Origin of the sequence: Arthrobacter silvisoli (genome assembly GCF_003369445.1) — a bacterium.
Classification (GTDB): Bacteria; Actinomycetota; Actinomycetes; order Actinomycetales; family Micrococcaceae; genus Arthrobacter; species Arthrobacter silvisoli.
The window spans coordinates 1-17,151 of sequence record NZ_QRCU01000043.1; the positions used below are offsets into that span (position 1 = coordinate 1).

Genomic DNA, 17,151 nt, shown 5'->3' on the forward strand with positions numbered 1-17,151 from the left:
GCCGGAGCTTGCGCTCCGGCCGGCCCGGGCACCGGGATCTTAGGAAAGGATAAGTATGGGAGCCCAGATCCGGGTCTACCGCCAGAAGATCTCCTCGACGACGTCGATGCGCAAGATCTTCAAGGCGATGGAGCTGATCGCTACCTCGCGCATCGGTAAGGCCCGCGCCCGCGTTGCAGCTTCGCTGCCGTATGCCAATGCGATTACCCGTGCCGTTTCTGCTGTCGCGAGCCAGAACGAAATCGACCACCCGCTCGTCACCGAGCCGGAGCAGATCCGCCGTGCCGCCGTCCTGGTCATTACCTCTGACCGTGGCCTGGCCGGTTCCTACTCCGCCAGCGTGCTCAAGCAGGCCGAAGGACTCAACGAACTCCTCCGTGCTGAAGGCAAGGACGTCAAGACCTACGTGCTTGGCCGCAAGGCCCAGGCGTACTTCGATTTCCGCAGCCGCCCCTACGCCCGTGTTTGGACCGGCGGAACGGACGCACCGGAGTTCGGGACGGCGCAGGAAATCGGCGCTGCCCTGCTCGAAGAGTTCGCCACCGATTACGCGGAAGGCGGCGTGGACGAAATCCACGTTGTGTACACCCGCTTCAAGTCGATGGTGACGCAGGAACCCACCGTGGTCCGCCTTCTTCCCTTGGAAGTCGAAGAGCAGACGGTCAGCGAGTCGGAGCTGCTGCCGCTGTACGAGTTCGAGCCGGAGGCCGAGCAGGTCCTTGATGCCCTGCTTCCGCGTTACATCGAATCCCGCCTCTTCGCAGCGATGCTGCAGGCCGCAGCGTCCGAGCTCGCTGCCCGCCAGCGCGCGATGAAGTCGGCCGGTGACAACGCGACCGAGCTGATCAAGAAGTACACGCGACTGCGCAACACGGCCCGCCAGGCCGAAATCACGCAGGAACTGTCCGAGATCGTGGCCGGCGCCGACGCCCTCAGCGCGTAACCGGTACGGCATCAGACCAGCCGTACCAAACAGATAAACTTAACCCCACGCCATCTACTGAACGAAGTGAGAGAGATGACTGCCACCGCTACCGAGCACGTAGCCGCAACGGCCGGTGCCACCGGCCGCATTGCCCGTGTCATTGGCCCGGTTGTCGACGTCGAATTCCCGGCCGACGCAATCCCGTCCATCTACAACGCACTCACCACCGAGGTAACCCTCAACGGCGAGACCAAGACCATCACCTTCGAGACCTCCCAGCACCTGGGTGACAACCTCGTCCGTGCCATCTCCCTGCAGGCCACCGACGGACTTGTCCGCGGCACCTCCGTGCAGGACACCGGCGCCTCGATCTCCGTGCCCGTCGGCGACGGCGTCAAGGGCCACATCTTCAACGTGCTCGGCAAGCCGCTGGACGTCGAAGAATCCGAGATCAAGGCTGACGCCTACTGGCCGATCCACCGCAAGGCTCCGTCCTTCGCGCAGCTCGAGGGCTCCACCGAAATGCTCGAGACCGGCATCAAGGTCATCGACCTCCTGACCCCCTACATCAAGGGTGGCAAGATCGGTCTGTTCGGTGGCGCCGGCGTCGGCAAGACCGTGCTCATCCAGGAAATGATCACCCGTGTTGCCCGTAACTTCGGTGGTACATCCGTGTTCGCCGGTGTCGGCGAGCGTACCCGTGAGGGCAACGACCTCTGGGTCGAAATGGACGAGGCCGGCGTTCTGAAGGACACCGCCCTTGTGTTCGGCCAGATGGACGAGCCGCCGGGAACGCGTCTGCGCGTGGCACTGTCCGCCCTGACCATGGCGGAGTACTTCCGCGATGTGCAGAACCAGGACGTGCTGCTCTTCATCGACAACATCTTCCGCTTCACCCAGGCCGGTTCCGAGGTGTCGACCCTTCTGGGCCGCATGCCTTCCGCTGTGGGCTACCAGCCGAACCTGGCCGACGAGATGGGTCTCCTCCAGGAGCGCATCACCTCGACCAAGGGCCACTCCATCACCTCGATGCAGGCCATCTACGTCCCGGCTGACGACTACACCGACCCGGCTCCGGCCACCACCTTCGCCCACCTGGATGCCACCACGGAACTCTCCCGTGAAATTGCATCCCGTGGCCTGTACCCGGCCGTTGATCCGCTGACCTCCACTTCGCGAATCCTCGACCCGCAGTACATCGGCAGGGACCACTACGACACCGCCGTGCGCGTGAAGCAGATCCTGCAGAAGAACAAGGAACTCCAGGACATCATCGCCATCCTCGGTGTCGACGAACTGTCCGAAGAAGACAAGATCGTCGTGGCTCGTGCCCGCCGCATCCAGCAGTTCCTCTCCCAGAACACCTACACTGCAAAGCAGTTCACCGGTGTCGAGGGCTCCACCGTGTCCATCAAGGACACGATCGAGGGCTTCAAGGCCATCTGCGACGGCGACGTCGACCACATCGCTGAGCAGGCGTTCTTCAACGTCGGTGCCATGGATGACGTCGAGCGCCAGTGGGCCAAGATCCAGGAACAGACTAAGTAGCATGGCTGAGCTCGAGGTTGAGATTGTAGCGGCGGACCACTTCGTGTGGTCCGGCGCGGCCAAGATGGTCAAGGCCCGCACCAGCGATGGTGAAATCGGAATCCTGCCGGGCCACTCGCCGCTGCTCGCCATCCTGGCCGAGGGTGAGCTGGCAATCGAGCCGGTATCCGGCGACCGCATCGCGGTAGCTGTCGACGGCGGATTCTTCTCCGTTGACAACAACCGGGTGGTCATCGTTGCTGACAACGCCCAGCTGGGCGAAGCAGCTACCGCGGGGATCCGATAGCACGAGCTTGATGGGCGATTCTGTTTTTCCGTTCATCATCCTGGCAAGTGCCTTCGGCCTGCTTGTTTTGACACTGTGCCTCGTGGGGGTGCGCCGCTTCAACCTGCGGCGCGCCCTCGGCACGGTGGACGCCTCCATTTGCGTGGCTGGAAACAGCTGGCGGATGGGGGTTTGTCGTTATCAGGACTCCGAGCTGGAATGGTTCAGCCTCTTGTCGCTGAGCTTCCGCCCCCGGCATAGCTTCAAGCGCAGTTCCCTGGAACTGCTCGGCCGCCGGAAGCCCCGCGAGGTGGAGCTGCCCAAGCTGCAGCCCGACGTCGTGGTGGTTGAACTGCGGCACGAAGGGGAGTCCTTCATGCTGGCCATGCGCTTCGAAGCCTATGCGGGGCTGTCCTCCTGGCTGGAGGCCGGTCCGGTGATCGGAGTGGGAACCTGGCGCTGATTCCAGGAACCCTAAAACAGAAAAGACCCGGGCAGCTTGCCCGGGTCTTTCCGTTTGCGTGGCTTGGCTCAGAGAGCGGTGACGCCGGTGGCCTGCGGGCCCTTGGCGCCCTGGCCGATTTCGAACTGAACACGCTGGTTCTCGTCGAGGGTGCGGAAACCGGAGGTCTGGATCTCCGAGTAGTGGACGAAGACGTCGCCTTCGGCGTCGTCCGGGGTGATGAAGCCGAAGCCCTTTTCAGCGTTGAACCACTTGACAGTGCCCAGTGCCATTATTTGTTTCTCCTCATTGTGGAACTTCTTTTCAAGTCCGGCACACCGCGTGCCGTGCTTTAGTCACTCCGCGAGAAGACCTGAATTCCGCCCTGGCATTGCCTGGCTTGTATTGCAGGAGCTTCAAGCTCGCAACACGTCTTGCGAGCATGAATCACACCTACACAAAGACTGCTACAACACTTTCATGGCCATTAGTGCAGGTCAACGGTCTGCCAAGGAATTCCCGGAAAATTTAAGTAAAAAGAAGGTAACGGCATTTCGCCATAAATAAGGTAATAGGCCGGCCTTGCCCAGGCGGCCTAAAGCCAGTTGCCTTGGCGCAGGACGGCGGCGAGGTCGAGGTCCTTGCCAACCACCACGAGGTCGGCCCTCAGGCCCCGCCGGAGGCCGCCCACCTCATCGGAAAGTCCCAGTACGGCGGCCGGCACTGCAGTTGCCGAGAAGACGGCGTCCGCCAGGCCGACGCCGGACGCCACCGTGCGGCGCACGACATCGAGCATGGTGGCGGTGCCGCCGGCGATCGATCCGTTGGCGTCCAGCGTGGCGACGCCTCCGCTGACGGTCACGGGGGACGGGCCCAGCATGTAGTTGCCGTCGGACAGTCCGGCGGCGGCCATCGAATCGGTCACCAGCGCGATGTTGGCGGCGCCGACGAGTTGGAAGACAGTGGCCACCGTGGCGGGGGCGAGGTGCGTGCCGTCGGCGATGAGTTCCACCACCGCCTTGCCGGCCTGGGCGGCGCGCAGGCACGCGGCGACGGGGCCCGGGGAGCGGTGGTGCAGGGGCGGCATCCCGTTGAACAGGTGCGTCACGGTGGGAAGCGAGCTGACGCCGTCGAACCCTGCCGACGCAAGGCCCTCCCGGGCGGCCGCGAGGGACGCGCTGGCGGTGGCGTCGTCGCAGTCGGTATGGCCCAGCGACGGCGTGACGCCGTGCGAGGTCATCAGGTCCACCAGCCCCGCGGCGCCGGGCAATTCCGGCGCGTAGGTCATGGTGGCCAGTTTCCCGGCCGCGGCGTCGATGAGCTCGGCCAGGAGTCCGAGGTCGGGCTTCAGGAGGTAGTCGGGGTTCTGTGCGCCGCAGCGCGCGTGCGAGAGGAATGGTCCTTCGAGGTGGATGCCCGCAAGCAGTCCCTCCTCCGCCAGGCGCACGTAGAGGCCGATGCCGCGCAGGAGGTCCTCCCGTGAGGCGGTGACCATGCTCGCCAACAGGGTGGTGGTTCCGGAACGGTGCAGGAAGTCGATTGCCTTGCGGGCCGATTCCTCGTCGCCGCCCGGGAAGTCGCCGCCGTTCCCGCCGTGGCAATGCACGTCGACGAAGCCGGGCAGCAGGAAGCGGTCCGCGGGAAGGGGCGCATGCGGGAGTCCGGCGAACCCATCGAAGGCGTGCTCGTCGAAATCCCCGCGCGGGCCGGCGAAGGCGATCCGGTCGCCGTCCACGGCCACCAGCCCATCCTCGATGACCACGCCGTCGCTGACGATGGTTCCGCTGATGAGGTGGCGGGAGGCGGTGGGCGTGGCCGACGGCAGGCTCGGGTCTGTCATGCCATCGATTCTATGGGGCAGAGCCACCACACTGTATGACTAAACGTGATTGAAACTGAAATATTTCAATCAGCGGTGATCAGAAGAGCCGGGACTCGCTGTCGTCCACACCACGCATCGCGTCGTAATCGAGCGTCACGCAGTCGATCCCGCGGTCGTTTGCCAGGACCTTGGCCTGCGGCTTGATCTGCTGGGCCGCGAAGATACCGCGGACCGGCGCAAGCAGCGGGTCGCGGTTGAGCAGTTCGAGGTAGCGCGTGAGCTGCTCTACGCCGTCGATGTCGCCGCGGCGCTTGAGCTCGACGGCGACCGTGCCGCCGTCGGCGTCGCGCGCGAGGATGTCCACCGGGCCGATCGCGGTGAAGTACTCCCGCCGGATCAGGGAGTACCCGGCGCCCAGCGTTTCGATCTGCTCGGCCAGCAGGCGCTGGAGGTCCGCTTCCACGCCGTCCTTGATGAGGCCCGGATCCATGCCGAGCTCATGGGAAGTGTCATGGAGCTGCTCGTAGATGTTGATGATGAGGCGGTCGTCGGCCTTGGCCGACTGGACTGTCCACTGCTCGACGACCCCTTCCTCCACGTCGGTCTCTTCCGGGGTGGTGACGCGCAGGGTCGCCGGCGGGCTCATCCAGTTCAGGGGCTTGTAGGAACCGCCGTCCGAATGGACGAGCACGGAACCATCGGCTTTCACCAGCAGGAGCCGGGTGGCCAGGGGCAGGTGGGCCTTGAGTCGGCCGACGTAATCAACGGAGCAGCGGGCTATGACGAGTCGCACCCGCTCAACTTTACTGCCTGTGACAGCGTGCCGCCCGGCCGGGGGCTCTGCGGCAGAATGGAGCCATGCCCCGCTCCAACCGCCCCCGCCGCACAAGTTCCGCGAATTCGAAGTGGATCCGCGGTGCCGACGCGCCCGAATTGGACCTGGAACGGGCGCGGGCCGGGATAGCGCGGCGGGAGAGCGCCCCCGACGGCGACTGGTACGTCCGCACCATGACCGCCAGGAACGCCGAGAAGAACTACGTGTGCCCCGGCTGCTCAATGCCGATCCTGCCGGGAACCGCCCACCTCGTGGTCTGGTCGGCCAGCCATCTGCTGGGCGACGCTGTGGGCCTGGAGGAACGCCGGCACTGGCATAACAAATGCTGGACCGGGCGCACCTACCGCTACCGCTGAGGCTTGGCGGCCCGGGCAGCTCGGCGGCTCGGCGGGGATACCCTTGGAAGCATGACTTTCGATCCCGCTTCGTTCGTGTTCACCCAGCCGGCAGCTCCCGTTGCCATCCGCGCCTCCACGGTACTTCCGGCCCGGCGCGAGAACATCGAAATCACCACCGAGGACGGCAAGGTCCTGGTGGGGGAGCTGGCGCTTCCGGAATCGGGCGGGATCACCGCGACGCTCATCACCCTGCATCCGCTGCCAACCCATGGCGGTTTCATGGACTCCCACGTCTACCGGAAGGCGTCCTACCGCCTTCCGGCGCTGGCCGGCGTCGCGGTGCTCCGCTTCAACACCCGCGGCACCCACTCTCCGCGGGGCACCAGCCAGGGCAGTTTCGAAGAGGGCATCGGCGAACGGTACGACGTCGAGGCCGCGGTGCGCTTCGCCGTCGAGCGCGGACTGCCGAACCGCTGGCTGGTGGGCTGGTCCTTCGGCACGGAACTTGCGCTAATGTACGGTGCGGTCGATCCGGTCGCTTCGCAGGTGGAGGGTGCCATCCTGCTTTCTCCGCCGCTGCACCGTGCCACGGACGTCCACTTGAAGGAATGGGCCACCTCCGGAAAACCACTCACGGTCCTCGTTCCGGAACATGACGACTTTCTGCAGCCGGCCGAAGCGGCGGAACGCTTCAGCCTCGTGCCGCAGGCGCGGCTGTTGGGGGTCGACGGCGCCAAGCACCTCTGGGTGGGCGAAAAGTACGCCGCGCGGGTCCTGGACGAGATTGTCGACGACGTCACCGAAGCCGGTGCCGGCGCCGATGGATTGCCGCGCGAGTGGGCCGGTCCGTTCGCGACGGCGGCCTAGCAGGCGAATCCGCCCGGCGGGCCTGCGTCAGTGGCGGTCCGGCGTCAGTGGCGGTCTTGGCGGACGATGAAGACTTCCTTGATGAGCAGCATGGTGGCCGCGGCCGTGGGGATCGCGATGAGCGCACCGAGGACCCCCAGCAGGCTGCCGCCCGCGATCACCGAGATGACGGCGACCGCGCCCGGCACCGCGACGGCGCGCTGCATGATGCGCGGCGAGATGAAGTACGCCTCGAACTGCAGGTAGGCGAAGTAGCAGATCGCGTAGATCACCGCGGTCTGCCAGCCCAGGGTGAGGGACACCAGGATCACCACCACCGCGGCAATCATGCCGCCGACCAGCGGGATGAACGCGAGCAGGGCCACCACGAAGGCCAGCAGCACGCTGAACGGGACGCCGAGGATTGTCATCACGATGAAGGCGAACAGCGCGTTGAGCAGGGCGACGCAGGCCTGGCCGATCACGTAGTTGCCCACGGAGCGGGTGATCTCTTCGGACAAGGCCTCGACCCGGGGCCGCCGGGACCGGGGCGCCAGGCGGTACGCCCATTTCTTCATGGCCGGCAGGGCGCCCAGGAAGTACAGGCTGAGCACCAGGACGATCAACGCGCCGAAGACGCTGTTGGCCACCGTGGAACCGAAACCCACGACGCCGCCGAAGATTCCGCCCATCGCATCGGGGTTCTTGACGAATTTGTCCAGTTCCTCGCTGATCCGGTCCCGCACACCGAACTGGCTGTCCAGGGTCCGGAAGAATTCCGAATCCAGGAAGTCGCGGATCCAGGTGGGTGCCTGGCGCACGATTTCCGTCACCTGTTCAACGATGGTGGGAATCAGGGTGGCGAAGAAGCCCGCAACGCCGGCGGCCAGCACCCCGACGGAGAGCAGGATGCCCGCGGGGCGCGGAACCTTCTGGCTTTCGAGCCAGCGGACCACCGGGTCCAGTCCCAGCGCGATGAACAAAGCCGTCACGATCCACAGCAGGAGCTGTGCCGTATGGGTGCCGATGTAGAAGAGCAGCAGGGCGATGCCGACGCCGGCAGTCCCCATGAAACCGATATACAGCGGGTGCTGTGCCGACATCCGGGGGCCGGGGGAGCCGAAGGGTGCCTCGCCGTCGTCAATCGCGGAGTCATCGCCCCCGAGTTCCGGGGGCATCTCGAACCGCACTCTGGGCTGGGCACCCGGAATGGGCTGCCGGAGCCTGCGGGCAATCACGGCGAACATGCCGGCCTTGGGTACCCGGCCGCCTGCCGCTTGGGCTGCTCCGTTCGGTTCGCCGGACGGCCCGGGAGGCGTCGGAGACTTCTGCTCATTCACTGTGCTTCTTCTGCCTTTGCATTCCGTGCGGCCCCGCAGGCAAAGCCGATTCCAATGTTGTTCGTCACCCTACCAGCAGCATGAATCTGCGGTTTTGGCCCGCCACGGTGGGGAATCCGGGGCCCGGGCGGCCGTCCCCCGAACCGACTGTTGGGTAACAAAACCGTTACCCTTAAAGCTCAACGACCGCTGATGATTGGTATTCCTGTGCGATTGAAGACTGCAGCCTCCCTGGCGCTGCTGGGCCTGCTGGTACTGCTGGCCGGCATCGGCCAGCTGACCTTCTGGGCTCCTGCCGACACCGTGACCGCGTCTGCTCCCAGCGACACGAAAGCCGCCCCGTTGACTGTGATCGGGCAAGAACTCCTGGACCACAAGGGTGGGCCCAGCCGGATCACCATCAAGGGTGATGGCAACTTCGTGCTGGCTGTGGGCCGGCCCGACGACGTCGACGGCTGGGTAGGCAAGACCGCCCACAACACGGTCACCGGGGTCTCCGAAGACGGCAAGTCGCTTCAGGTCACCAACACCGAAGGCGAAGCCACCGCACCGGCGCCGGCCGGATCCGACCTCTGGGTCGAGACCGAAAGCGCCAGCGGACAGCTCGAGTACTCCTGGAACCCGCCGGCCGACGGCGAATGGTCGCTCCTGCTCGCCAGCGACGGCACCAAGCCCGCGCCGGCGTCGATCTCCGTGACGTACCCGAACGACACCTACATGCCGTGGGCCGTCCCGCTCATCCTCATCGGCTCTGTCCTCATGGCAGCCGGTGCCGCACTGCCCCTGCTCAGCAGGTTCCTTGGTGCGCGGAACGGCGGAAACGGCGGCTCCGGCAGCGGCACCGGAAATGGCACCTCGCAGAAGCCGGCCGGGCCGTTCTTCAAGAACCAGGCCCCCGGCGGGCAGGCTCCGCAGCAGAAGGGCGGCACCACCGCCCTGCGGATCCTGGCGGCCGGTGCCCTCGCCACCGCACTCGCAGGGACGTCGCTTGCAGGCGCCCAGGCCGCCGAAAGCCCCTCGCCCTCCTCGGCCCAGGGTGCTTCCGCGGAGGCCGACGTGCCCGTCCTGGTGGATGCCCAGCTCAAGCGCATCCTGGAACAGGTCGCGAACGCCGTCTCCGCCGGCGACGCCGCCCGCGACGCCGCGAAACTGAAGACCCGCGTCGACGGCACCGAACTGCTTGTCCGGACCCAGAACTACAAGATCCGCGCGAAGGTGGCCAGCCACCAGGCACGCATGCCCGTGCGTGCCAGCAAGCTGCTTGGCAGCGTGGTGACCACCCAGCGGACCTGGCCCCGCACCGTCGTCGCCGTCACCCAGGGCGACGGAAACGTCGTGCCCCAGGTGCTGACCCTTCGGCAGTCCGCCCCGCGGGAGAACTACAAGCTCCTGGCCACGGCGCCGCTGCAGCCGGGCACGTCCTTCCCCGCCATCCCGCTCGGCGGAACCCAGCAGGCCGCGGCCGGCGACAAGACCGGGCTGCTCTACAGCGGTACCGAAGCCATGGCTGCCCTGGCTGACCGGCTCACCAAGCCGGGCTCCGCCTTCAAGGACAAGCTGGTCGAAGGCACAGGTTCGCCGTACATCGCCGACGTCCTGGACTACCAGGCCGACGCCGTCAAGGCCGGAAGCAGCGGAACGTTCAAGTTCACGCACACCCCGGTCCCTGCAGACACCTTGGTCTACCGCACGTCCGACGGCGGTGCCCTGGTTCTGGGCCGCTTGGACTTCGTGTTCACCACCACGCCCAAGGCCGAGGGGGACACCCTGATCGCCGACAAGGCGGCGGCCGTTCTGGCCGGCGGTGAATCGACGAAAGTGGGCCTCTCGCAGACCTTTGCCGAGTCGGTGGCCATCTACGTCCCGCCCGCAGGATCGAACGATCCGATGAAGCTCGTGGCCGCCTTCCGCGGGCTGGTGGCAGCCAGCTTCAAGTAGGCGAAGTGGCGGCCGGTGAAACAGCTAGAGTGGACAGTATGAGTTCGCCAGGATCACGACCCGTTTCCCCGGCCGCCGCCAGCCAGCTCAACCTCCGCGGCGCCGTCGACCTCTCCGCTCTGCGGCGACCGGCCGCACCGCCGCCCGCGCCTCCCGTCCAGGGCAGCGGCGCGGCTGCACCCGGCCGGGGCATCCCGGATGGTGGAGTCCAGGATCCGGCGGCAGAGGAGGCCAGGCGCCCGCTCCGCGTGGACGCCAATGAGGCGAACTTCCAGGACCTGGTGGAGCTTTCGGCGCGGATCCCCGTGCTGTTCCTCCTCTGGGCCAGCTACTCGCCGGAGTCGGGCACTCTGCTTCAGAGCCTGGAAAACGTCGTCGAAAGCTACGACGGACGGATCGTCCTCGCCGCAGCCGACATCGACGCGTTCCCCCAACTGGCGGATGCCTTCCGGATCGAGGCGGTACCCACCGCGGTCGCCGTCCTGAAGGGCCGGCCCCTTCCGCTGTTCCAAGGGCCCGCCGCGGAGCAAGAGATCCGCGCGCTCCTGGACGAACTGCTGAAGGTCGCTGCGGAGAATGGTGTCACCGGGAGCGTCCGCGGTGAGTCCTCGGCGCCGCAGGAAGCGCCGGTACCGCCCCTGCACCAGGCAGCCTTCGACGCGATCGAGGCCGGCGACTATGCCGCAGCCGCGCAGGCGTACCGGCAGGCACTCTCCGAGCAGCCGGCCGACCGTGAAGCGAAGGCCGGACTGGCCCAAGTGGAACTGATGGGCCGGCTCGAAGCGATTTCCGCCCCCCAGGCCGAGGCGCTGCGCCAGCAGGCCGCGCAGGAGCCGGATAACCTCGACGCCCAGCTCGCCATCGCCGATCTGGACGTCTCCGGCGGACATATCGACGACGGCTTCAACCGCATCATCGCGTTCATCGGCCGGAACTTCGGCGCCGAACGCGAAACCGCACGCGTCCGCCTTCTGGAACTCTTCGACGTTGTCGGCGTTGCCGACGAAAGGGTGGCCAAGGCCCGGCAGGGCCTCGCCCGCGTGCTGTTCTGAGGGCCCGCGCTCTTTTCTGGGGACGTGCGCTTTCCGGCGAGGGCGGCTCCTCCCTGCGGATGACCCCGTCCCGTCGGCGGCCGCGCGGGTTCGTCCTGCCGGATGACCCCGCCCGAAATCGGCCGGGGTTACGCTGGCAGAATGAGCGATCCGAGTCCCGGTTACCCTGCCCCGAATCCGTCCTCCGGTGCTGCTGAATACCCGGCACCCCCGGTCCCGGCCCTGGCATTGCGCGGCCTGGCCAAGCGCTTCGGCGACAAGATCGCCGTCAACGGCATCAGCCTGGACGTCCCCGCCGGCTCCTTCTACGGCGTCGTCGGCCCGAACGGCGCCGGGAAGACCACCACGCTGTCCATGGCGACGGGACTGCTGCGGCCGGACTTCGGAACGGCCTTTATCCACGGCGTGGACGTCTGGGAGCGGCCGCTTGAAGCCAAGAAGCTCATGGGCATCCTGCCCGACGGCGTGCGGCTGTTCGACCGCCTGAGCGGGGAACAACTGGTCAGCTACGCGGGGTTGCTGCGCGGAATGGACCGTTCCGTGGTGCAGTCCCGGGTCCAGGACCTGCTCGCCGCGCTGGACCTTGGCAAGGACGCCGGAACCCTGGTGGTGGACTACTCGGCCGGCATGCGCAAGAAGATCGCCCTCGCTTCCGCCCTGATCCACGCTCCCCGCCTGTTGGTCCTCGACGAACCGTTCGAATCCGTGGACCCTGTGTCGGCTGCGAACATCCGCGGCATCCTGGAACAGTATGTCGCCTCGGGCGGCACGGTGATCGTCTCCAGCCATGTCATGGACCTGGTCCAGCGCATGTGCGACCACGTGGCCGTGGTTTCGGCCGGCCGGGTGCTTGCCGCCGGGACGGTCGACGAGGTGCGGGCCGGCGCGACGCTGGAAGACCGTTTTGTCGCACTCGTCGGCGGCGGCATGCATACCGGGGGGCTCGAGTGGTTGCGCACCTTCTGAGCCTGAAGTGGAGGCTCCTGCTTAACGGCTTCCGCCGCAGATCGTGGGGATGGCGGTCGGCGCGCTCTACGCTGCGGGCGTTGTGCTGGGCTGCGTGGTCGGGCTCGTGGCACTGCGGTGGGCTGATCCGCAAACGGCGCAGACCGTCGTCGTGCTGGGCGGCGCGCTGGTGATGACCGGCTGGGCGGTGGTGCCGCTCGTGGCGTCGGCCGCCGACCTCACGTTGGATCCCAGCCGCTTCACCACCTCTGCGATCCCCATGCGGGAGCTGCTTCCCGGCCTTGCCCTGGCCGGACTACTGGGCCTGCCCGGCCTGGCGACCCTGCTCGCGTCGCTGGCTACAGTGGTGACCTGGTCGCGAGGCTTCCCGGCGGCGGCCGGTGCCCTGCTTGGAGCGGTGCTGGGAGTGCTGAGCTGTGTGGTGGCGTCCAAACTGGTGACGACGGCAGTGGCCAGCCTCCTTGCCTCGCGGCGCTTCAAGGATGTCAGCAGCATCGTCTTTATCGTTCCGCTGGTGCTGGCCGGGCCGATCATGACGGCGGTGATCCAAGGCGGCCGGGATAGCAGGGACTACCTGCCCGGCCTGGCCGAAGCGGTTTCCTGGACCCCGCTCGGCGCTGCCTGGTCGGTCGGCGGGGAACTCGACGCCGGAAATCCGGCGGGCGCGGCCGCGAAAGTGCTGATCGCCCTGGCATTCCTGGCCGTGATCGGCGGCGCCTGGTACCTGCTCCTGAAGCGGGCGATGGTCACCCCGCCGTACACCGGAGGCGGCAGCCGGAAGGCAGGCAGGGCCGGCTTGTTCGGGATCTTCCCGGCAACCCCTGCGGGTGCGGTGGCGGCCCGTTCGCTGACCTACTGGATGCGCGATCCGCGCTACGCCGGTTCGCTGGTGGTGGTTCCCCTGCTGCCTGTGCTGTTCTACTTCGGCGGCGCCCAAAGCGGCAACCCGGAGCTGCTGATCGTCGTAGCCCCGTTGACGGCCTTCCTGTTGGCCTGGTCCATCTCGGCCGATGTCTCTTACGACAACACTGCCTTTGCGCTGCACCTCGCCGCGGGCGTCCGGGGCCGGGATGACCGTCTCGGCCGGGCCCTCGCGTGCCTGGCTTTTGCCCTCCCGTCGGTGCTGCTGTTCGCCGCCGGTTCAATTGCCCTGACCGGGCGCTGGGAGTGGCTGCCCAACATCCTGGGCTCCTCGCTGGGTGCGCTCTTTACCGGCCTTGGCCTCGCATCCGTGGTTTCGGCCCGGTGGACCAGCGCCGTTCCGGCCCCGGGGGAGAGTCCCTTCAAGAAGCCGCCGGGAAACGTCACCCAGACCATGCTGGTCCAGTTCGTCGGAATGGGCGCCATGGCCGTGCTGCTGCTCCCGGAGATCGCGATGGTCGTGGCGCAGCTGGTCACTGGCAGCATGGTGTTCGCTTGGCTCGGCCTCGCAGGCGGGCCGGTATTCGGCCTGGCCTTCTTCGTGGCCGGGATCAGGCTCGGCGGCCGCTGGCTGGACCGGCGCGGGCCGGAAATGTTCGCCCAGCTCGCCAACAACCGTTGAAAGCTTCCCCGCATGACATAGCCTCGTGGGAGACCCTGGTTGCCGGGAGCCCCAGCGCAGAAAGGCCGTGAACAATGGAAGTTGTCATCCTGCCGGGAAGCAGGCAGATCGGCAGGCTAGCGGCCGACGCCATTGAGGCCCTCCTGCGGCGCAAGCCCGATGCGGTCCTGGGCCTGGCCACCGGTTCCTCACCACTGCCGGTCTACGAGGAGCTATCCCGCCGGTACAAGGAGGAGGGGCTTGATTTCAGCAAGGCCCACGCCTTCGCCCTGGACGAGTACGTGGGCCTGGAGCCTGGGCATCCCGAGTCCTACCGCGAAGTGATCCGCCGCGAATTCACGGACCGGGTGAACATTGATCCCGCCAACGTCCACAGCCCGGATGGATCGGCGGAGGACCTCCCGGCGGCCTGCGCGGCCTATGAGGACGCCATCCGGGAGCGCGGCGGAGTGGACCTGCAACTCCTTGGGGTCGGCACTGACGGGCACATCGGGTTCAACGAGCCGGGCTCCTCGCTGGCGTCCCGGACGCGCATCAAGACGCTCATCGAGCAGACCCGCAAGGACAATGCCCGCTTCTTCCACAGCATCGATGAGGTGCCGCACCATGTGGTTACCCAGGGCCTGGGCACCATCATGGACGCACGGCACGTGATCCTCATCGCCACGGGCGCCCAGAAAGCCCGGGCGGTGCGCGACTTCGTCGAAGGCCCGGTGGCGGCGATTTGCGCGGCGTCGGTGCTGCAGCTGCATCCGCACGCGTCCATCCTGATCGACGAAGCGGCAGCCTCGTCCCTGAAGCTGGCGGACTATTACCGCCACGCCTTCGAGAACAAGCCGAAGTGGCAGGGCCTGTAGCGGCTAAGATGGATGGCATGACGACCCTGCCTCCGGACCCCTTCGAGAACGATCCAATGCGCGAACTTTCCGGAGCCGGCACCTCCACGGCCACCATTGAGCGCGAGGAAACGCGCCAGGAAGTGGAACCCGGCGACCGGGAGCGCTTCTCCCACTATGTCCGCAAGGAAAAGATCATGGAGTCGGCGCTGACCGGCGAGCCCGTGATCGCCCTGTGCGGAAAGGTCTGGACTCCCGGCCGCGACCCGCAGAAGTTCCCTGTCTGCCCCGAGTGCAAGAAGATCTACGAAGGACTGCGCCCCGGCGACGACGGCGACTCCCGCTAAGCGGGCCAGTCGCCTCTCCTGACGCTTCCCAGGGCTGGCGCCTTCACGCGCCGGCCCCTTTCCTTGCCGTGTCACGGAACCGCGATTGCTGCGATCCCGTGAGATCCGGCACGTCCCGGACCACACCCGGAACAGATTGGTGTTTTTGTGCTTAGCTGGCATGTGCTGAACAGGGCCGAACCGATGACGGCCGAACCGAATGGAACCCTTGCCGCCGCGCCGCGGCCCGCCTTGACCGCCCAGGGACAGCAGGCCGCGCGGGGGGCCCGCGCATGACGGAAACACTCTTCGGCGGCCCCTCACTTCCCCCGGCATATCCGGAGCGCGCCGCATGGGGAACCGCCCCGAAACTGCGCGCCTGGCAGCAGGAAGCCCTGGACCTGTACCTGCGGAACAGTCCGCGCGACTTCCTGGCGGTGGCAACCCCCGGTGCAGGCAAGACGACGTTCGCGTTGCGCATCGCCTCGATGCTGATCGACAGCGGGGCCGTGAACAGGGTGACGATCGTCGCCCCGACGGACCACCTCAAGCGCCAGTGGGCCGACGCCGCCGCCCGCGTAGGCATCGCAATCGACCCGAACTTCAAGAACTCCGACGGGCAGCACGGCCGCGGTTTCATCGGCGTCGCCGTGACGTATGCGCAGGTGGCCAGCAAGCCCATGCTGCACCGGGCGAAGACCGAGGCGGCCCGGACCCTGGTGATCCTCGACGAGATCCACCACGGCGGCGAGGCCCTGTCCTGGGGCGACGGCCTGCGCGAAGCCTTCGACCCGGCCACCCGCCGTCTGGCCCTGACCGGTACGCCCTTCCGCTCCGACACCTCGCCGATCCCGTTCGTGGAGTACGCCGAGGACCGTGACGGCATCCGCCGCTCGAAGGCCGACTACACCTACGGCTACGGCAACGCCCTGCGGGACCACGTGGTCCGCCCTGTCCTGTTCATGGCCTATTCCGGGCAGATGCGGTGGCGGACCAGCGCGGGCGACGAAATGGCCGCTTCGCTGGGGGAGGCCGCGGTGACCAAGGACATCACCTCCCAGGCCTGGCGGACCGCCCTGAACCCGGCGGGCGAATGGATCCCCGCCGTGCTCGCCGCCGCGGACAAGCGCCTGAGCGAAGTGCGCCGCACCGTGCCCGACGCCGGTGGACTGGTCATCGCCACCGACCACGAGGACGCCCGCGCCTATGCCGGGCAGTTGAAGAAGATCACGGGCCAGTCGCCCACGGTGATCCTTTCGGACGATTCAAAGGCCTCCAGCAAGATTGAGGAATTCTCCGAAGGGGACAAACGCTGGATGGTCGCCGTGCGCATGGTGTCCGAAGGCGTGGACGTGCCGCGCCTTTCGGTGGGTGTCTACGCGACGTCGACCTCGACGCCGCTGTTCTTCGCCCAGGCCGTGGGCCGCTTCGTGCGTGCCCGCAAGCGGGGCGAGACGGCGTCGGTATTCCTGCCTTCGGTGCCGCCGCTGATGGCGCTGGCGAACTCCATGGAGGCCGAACGCGACCATGCACTGGACCGTCCCGAGAAGGAGGACCCGGACGGGCTGTTCAACCCCGAAGAGTCGCTGATGGCCGAGGCCAACCGCGAGGAGAAGGCCTCCGACACCCTTGAAAAGGGCAAGTTCGAGGCCCTGGATTCCCAGGCCTCCTTCGACCGCGTGCTGTTCGACGGCGGCGAGTTCGGCACCGGGGCCGACATCGGCTCTGAAGACGAACTCGACTTCCTGGGCATCCCCGGGCTGCTCGACGCCGAACAGGTCGGAACGCTGCTGCGCCAGCGCCAGCATGACCAGCAGTCCAGGAAGAAGAAGCAGTCCCCGCTTGCCGCAGCCGCCGCGGGCGCGGTCCCGGACCACCGCATGCTGATGGACCTGCGCAACGAGCTCGCCAAGAACGTTTCGGCCTGGTCCGCGCGCACCGGGACGCCGCACGGCGTGGTGCACAACAAGCTGCGTGAGGTGTGCGGCGGCCCCGCCGTGGCCCAAGCCAATGAGGCGCAGCTGCAGGCGCGCTTGCGCAAGCTGCAGGACTGGTTCATCGGCCGCAAATAGGGCCGGGGTGGTGCCGGTATTTCGCTGCCGGCACATCGGCGCGGCAACCGGGACGCG

The 17,151-nt window shown here is 67.1% G+C and carries 17 protein-coding genes; 13 read left to right on the forward strand and 4 right to left on the reverse strand.

Features of this window, described 5'->3' with window-relative positions:
- Window positions 1–55 precede the first annotated feature (55 nt).
- The 4 genes from DWV11_RS12830 (at window position 56) to DWV11_RS12845 (ending at window position 3,201) form a co-directional block, all read left to right on the forward strand.
- Window positions 56–943 carry a F0F1 ATP synthase subunit gamma gene (locus tag DWV11_RS12830; protein ID WP_115789321.1) on the forward strand — a complete coding sequence of 296 codons (888 nt, stop codon included), beginning with the start codon at window positions 56–58 and terminating at the stop codon, window positions 941–943.
- A gap of 75 nt (window positions 944–1,018) precedes the next feature.
- The gene (gene atpD / locus DWV11_RS12835) at window positions 1,019–2,473 is read left to right on the forward strand and encodes a F0F1 ATP synthase subunit beta (protein ID WP_115789322.1); all 1,455 of its coding nucleotides are present in this window, start codon (window positions 1,019–1,021) and stop codon (window positions 2,471–2,473) included.
- A 1-nt stretch (window position 2,474) separates the two neighbouring features.
- Window positions 2,475–2,759, forward strand: a complete 285-nt coding sequence (locus DWV11_RS12840) for a F0F1 ATP synthase subunit epsilon (RefSeq protein WP_115789323.1) — start codon at window positions 2,475–2,477, stop codon at window positions 2,757–2,759.
- Window positions 2,760–2,769: 10 nt separating this feature from the next.
- Window positions 2,770–3,201, forward strand: a complete 432-nt coding sequence (locus DWV11_RS12845) for a DUF2550 domain-containing protein (protein WP_115789324.1) — start codon at window positions 2,770–2,772, stop codon at window positions 3,199–3,201.
- 68 nt (window positions 3,202–3,269) lie between these two features.
- On the opposite strand, the gene DWV11_RS12850 is transcribed toward DWV11_RS12845, so the two are convergent.
- The 3 genes from DWV11_RS12850 to nucS all read right to left on the reverse strand — a co-directional run bounded on the left by DWV11_RS12850 (window position 3,270) and on the right by nucS (window position 5,795).
- Entirely contained in the window at window positions 3,270–3,473 is a 204-nt protein-coding gene (locus DWV11_RS12850; RefSeq protein ID WP_074589900.1) for a cold-shock protein, read from the reverse strand.
- A gap of 302 nt (window positions 3,474–3,775) precedes the next feature.
- Complete coding sequence (locus DWV11_RS12855) at window positions 3,776–5,020, reverse strand: N-acetylglucosamine-6-phosphate deacetylase (RefSeq protein ID WP_115789325.1); 1,245 nt, start codon at window positions 5,018–5,020, stop codon at window positions 3,776–3,778.
- 79 nt (window positions 5,021–5,099) lie between these two features.
- Window positions 5,100–5,795, reverse strand: a complete 696-nt coding sequence (gene nucS, locus DWV11_RS12860) for an endonuclease NucS (RefSeq protein ID WP_115789326.1) — start codon at window positions 5,793–5,795, stop codon at window positions 5,100–5,102.
- A gap of 65 nt (window positions 5,796–5,860) precedes the next feature.
- Between nucS and DWV11_RS12865 the strand changes: the two genes are divergently transcribed.
- Window positions 5,861–6,193 (forward strand): ATP/GTP-binding protein, encoded by a 333-nt coding sequence (locus tag DWV11_RS12865; protein ID WP_115789327.1) that lies wholly within the window; start codon window positions 5,861–5,863, stop codon window positions 6,191–6,193.
- A 51-nt stretch (window positions 6,194–6,244) separates the two neighbouring features.
- Window positions 6,245–7,042, forward strand: a complete 798-nt coding sequence (locus tag DWV11_RS12870; protein ID WP_115789328.1) for an alpha/beta hydrolase — start codon at window positions 6,245–6,247, stop codon at window positions 7,040–7,042.
- Between the two features lie 44 nt (window positions 7,043–7,086).
- On the opposite strand, the gene DWV11_RS12875 is transcribed toward DWV11_RS12870, so the two are convergent.
- Window positions 7,087–8,268, reverse strand: a complete 1,182-nt coding sequence (locus DWV11_RS12875; RefSeq protein WP_115789389.1) for an AI-2E family transporter — start codon at window positions 8,266–8,268, stop codon at window positions 7,087–7,089.
- A gap of 285 nt (window positions 8,269–8,553) precedes the next feature.
- On the opposite strand from DWV11_RS12875, the gene DWV11_RS12880 reads away from it, so the two are divergent.
- The 7 genes from DWV11_RS12880 (at window position 8,554) to DWV11_RS12910 (ending at window position 17,094) form a co-directional block, all read left to right on the forward strand.
- Complete coding sequence (locus DWV11_RS12880; RefSeq protein ID WP_115789329.1) at window positions 8,554–10,299, forward strand: DUF8094 domain-containing protein; 1,746 nt, start codon at window positions 8,554–8,556, stop codon at window positions 10,297–10,299.
- Between the two features lie 38 nt (window positions 10,300–10,337).
- The gene (locus DWV11_RS12885) at window positions 10,338–11,351 is read left to right on the forward strand and encodes a tetratricopeptide repeat protein (RefSeq protein WP_115789330.1); all 1,014 of its coding nucleotides are present in this window, start codon (window positions 10,338–10,340) and stop codon (window positions 11,349–11,351) included.
- Between the two features lie 141 nt (window positions 11,352–11,492).
- Complete coding sequence (locus tag DWV11_RS12890) at window positions 11,493–12,317, forward strand: ABC transporter ATP-binding protein (RefSeq protein ID WP_168404693.1); 825 nt, start codon at window positions 11,493–11,495, stop codon at window positions 12,315–12,317.
- A gap of 49 nt (window positions 12,318–12,366) precedes the next feature.
- Entirely contained in the window at window positions 12,367–13,860 is a 1,494-nt protein-coding gene (locus DWV11_RS12895; RefSeq protein ID WP_342767744.1) for a transporter, read from the forward strand.
- A 74-nt stretch (window positions 13,861–13,934) separates the two neighbouring features.
- Entirely contained in the window at window positions 13,935–14,717 is a 783-nt protein-coding gene (gene nagB, locus DWV11_RS12900) for a glucosamine-6-phosphate deaminase (RefSeq protein ID WP_115789332.1), read from the forward strand.
- Between the two features lie 8 nt (window positions 14,718–14,725).
- Window positions 14,726–15,043, forward strand: coding sequence for a DUF3039 domain-containing protein (locus DWV11_RS12905; protein WP_115789333.1), 318 nt, complete (start codon window positions 14,726–14,728; stop codon window positions 15,041–15,043).
- Between the two features lie 272 nt (window positions 15,044–15,315).
- The gene (locus tag DWV11_RS12910) at window positions 15,316–17,094 is read left to right on the forward strand and encodes a DEAD/DEAH box helicase (RefSeq protein WP_115789334.1); all 1,779 of its coding nucleotides are present in this window, start codon (window positions 15,316–15,318) and stop codon (window positions 17,092–17,094) included.
- Window positions 17,095–17,151: the final 57 nt, after the last annotated feature.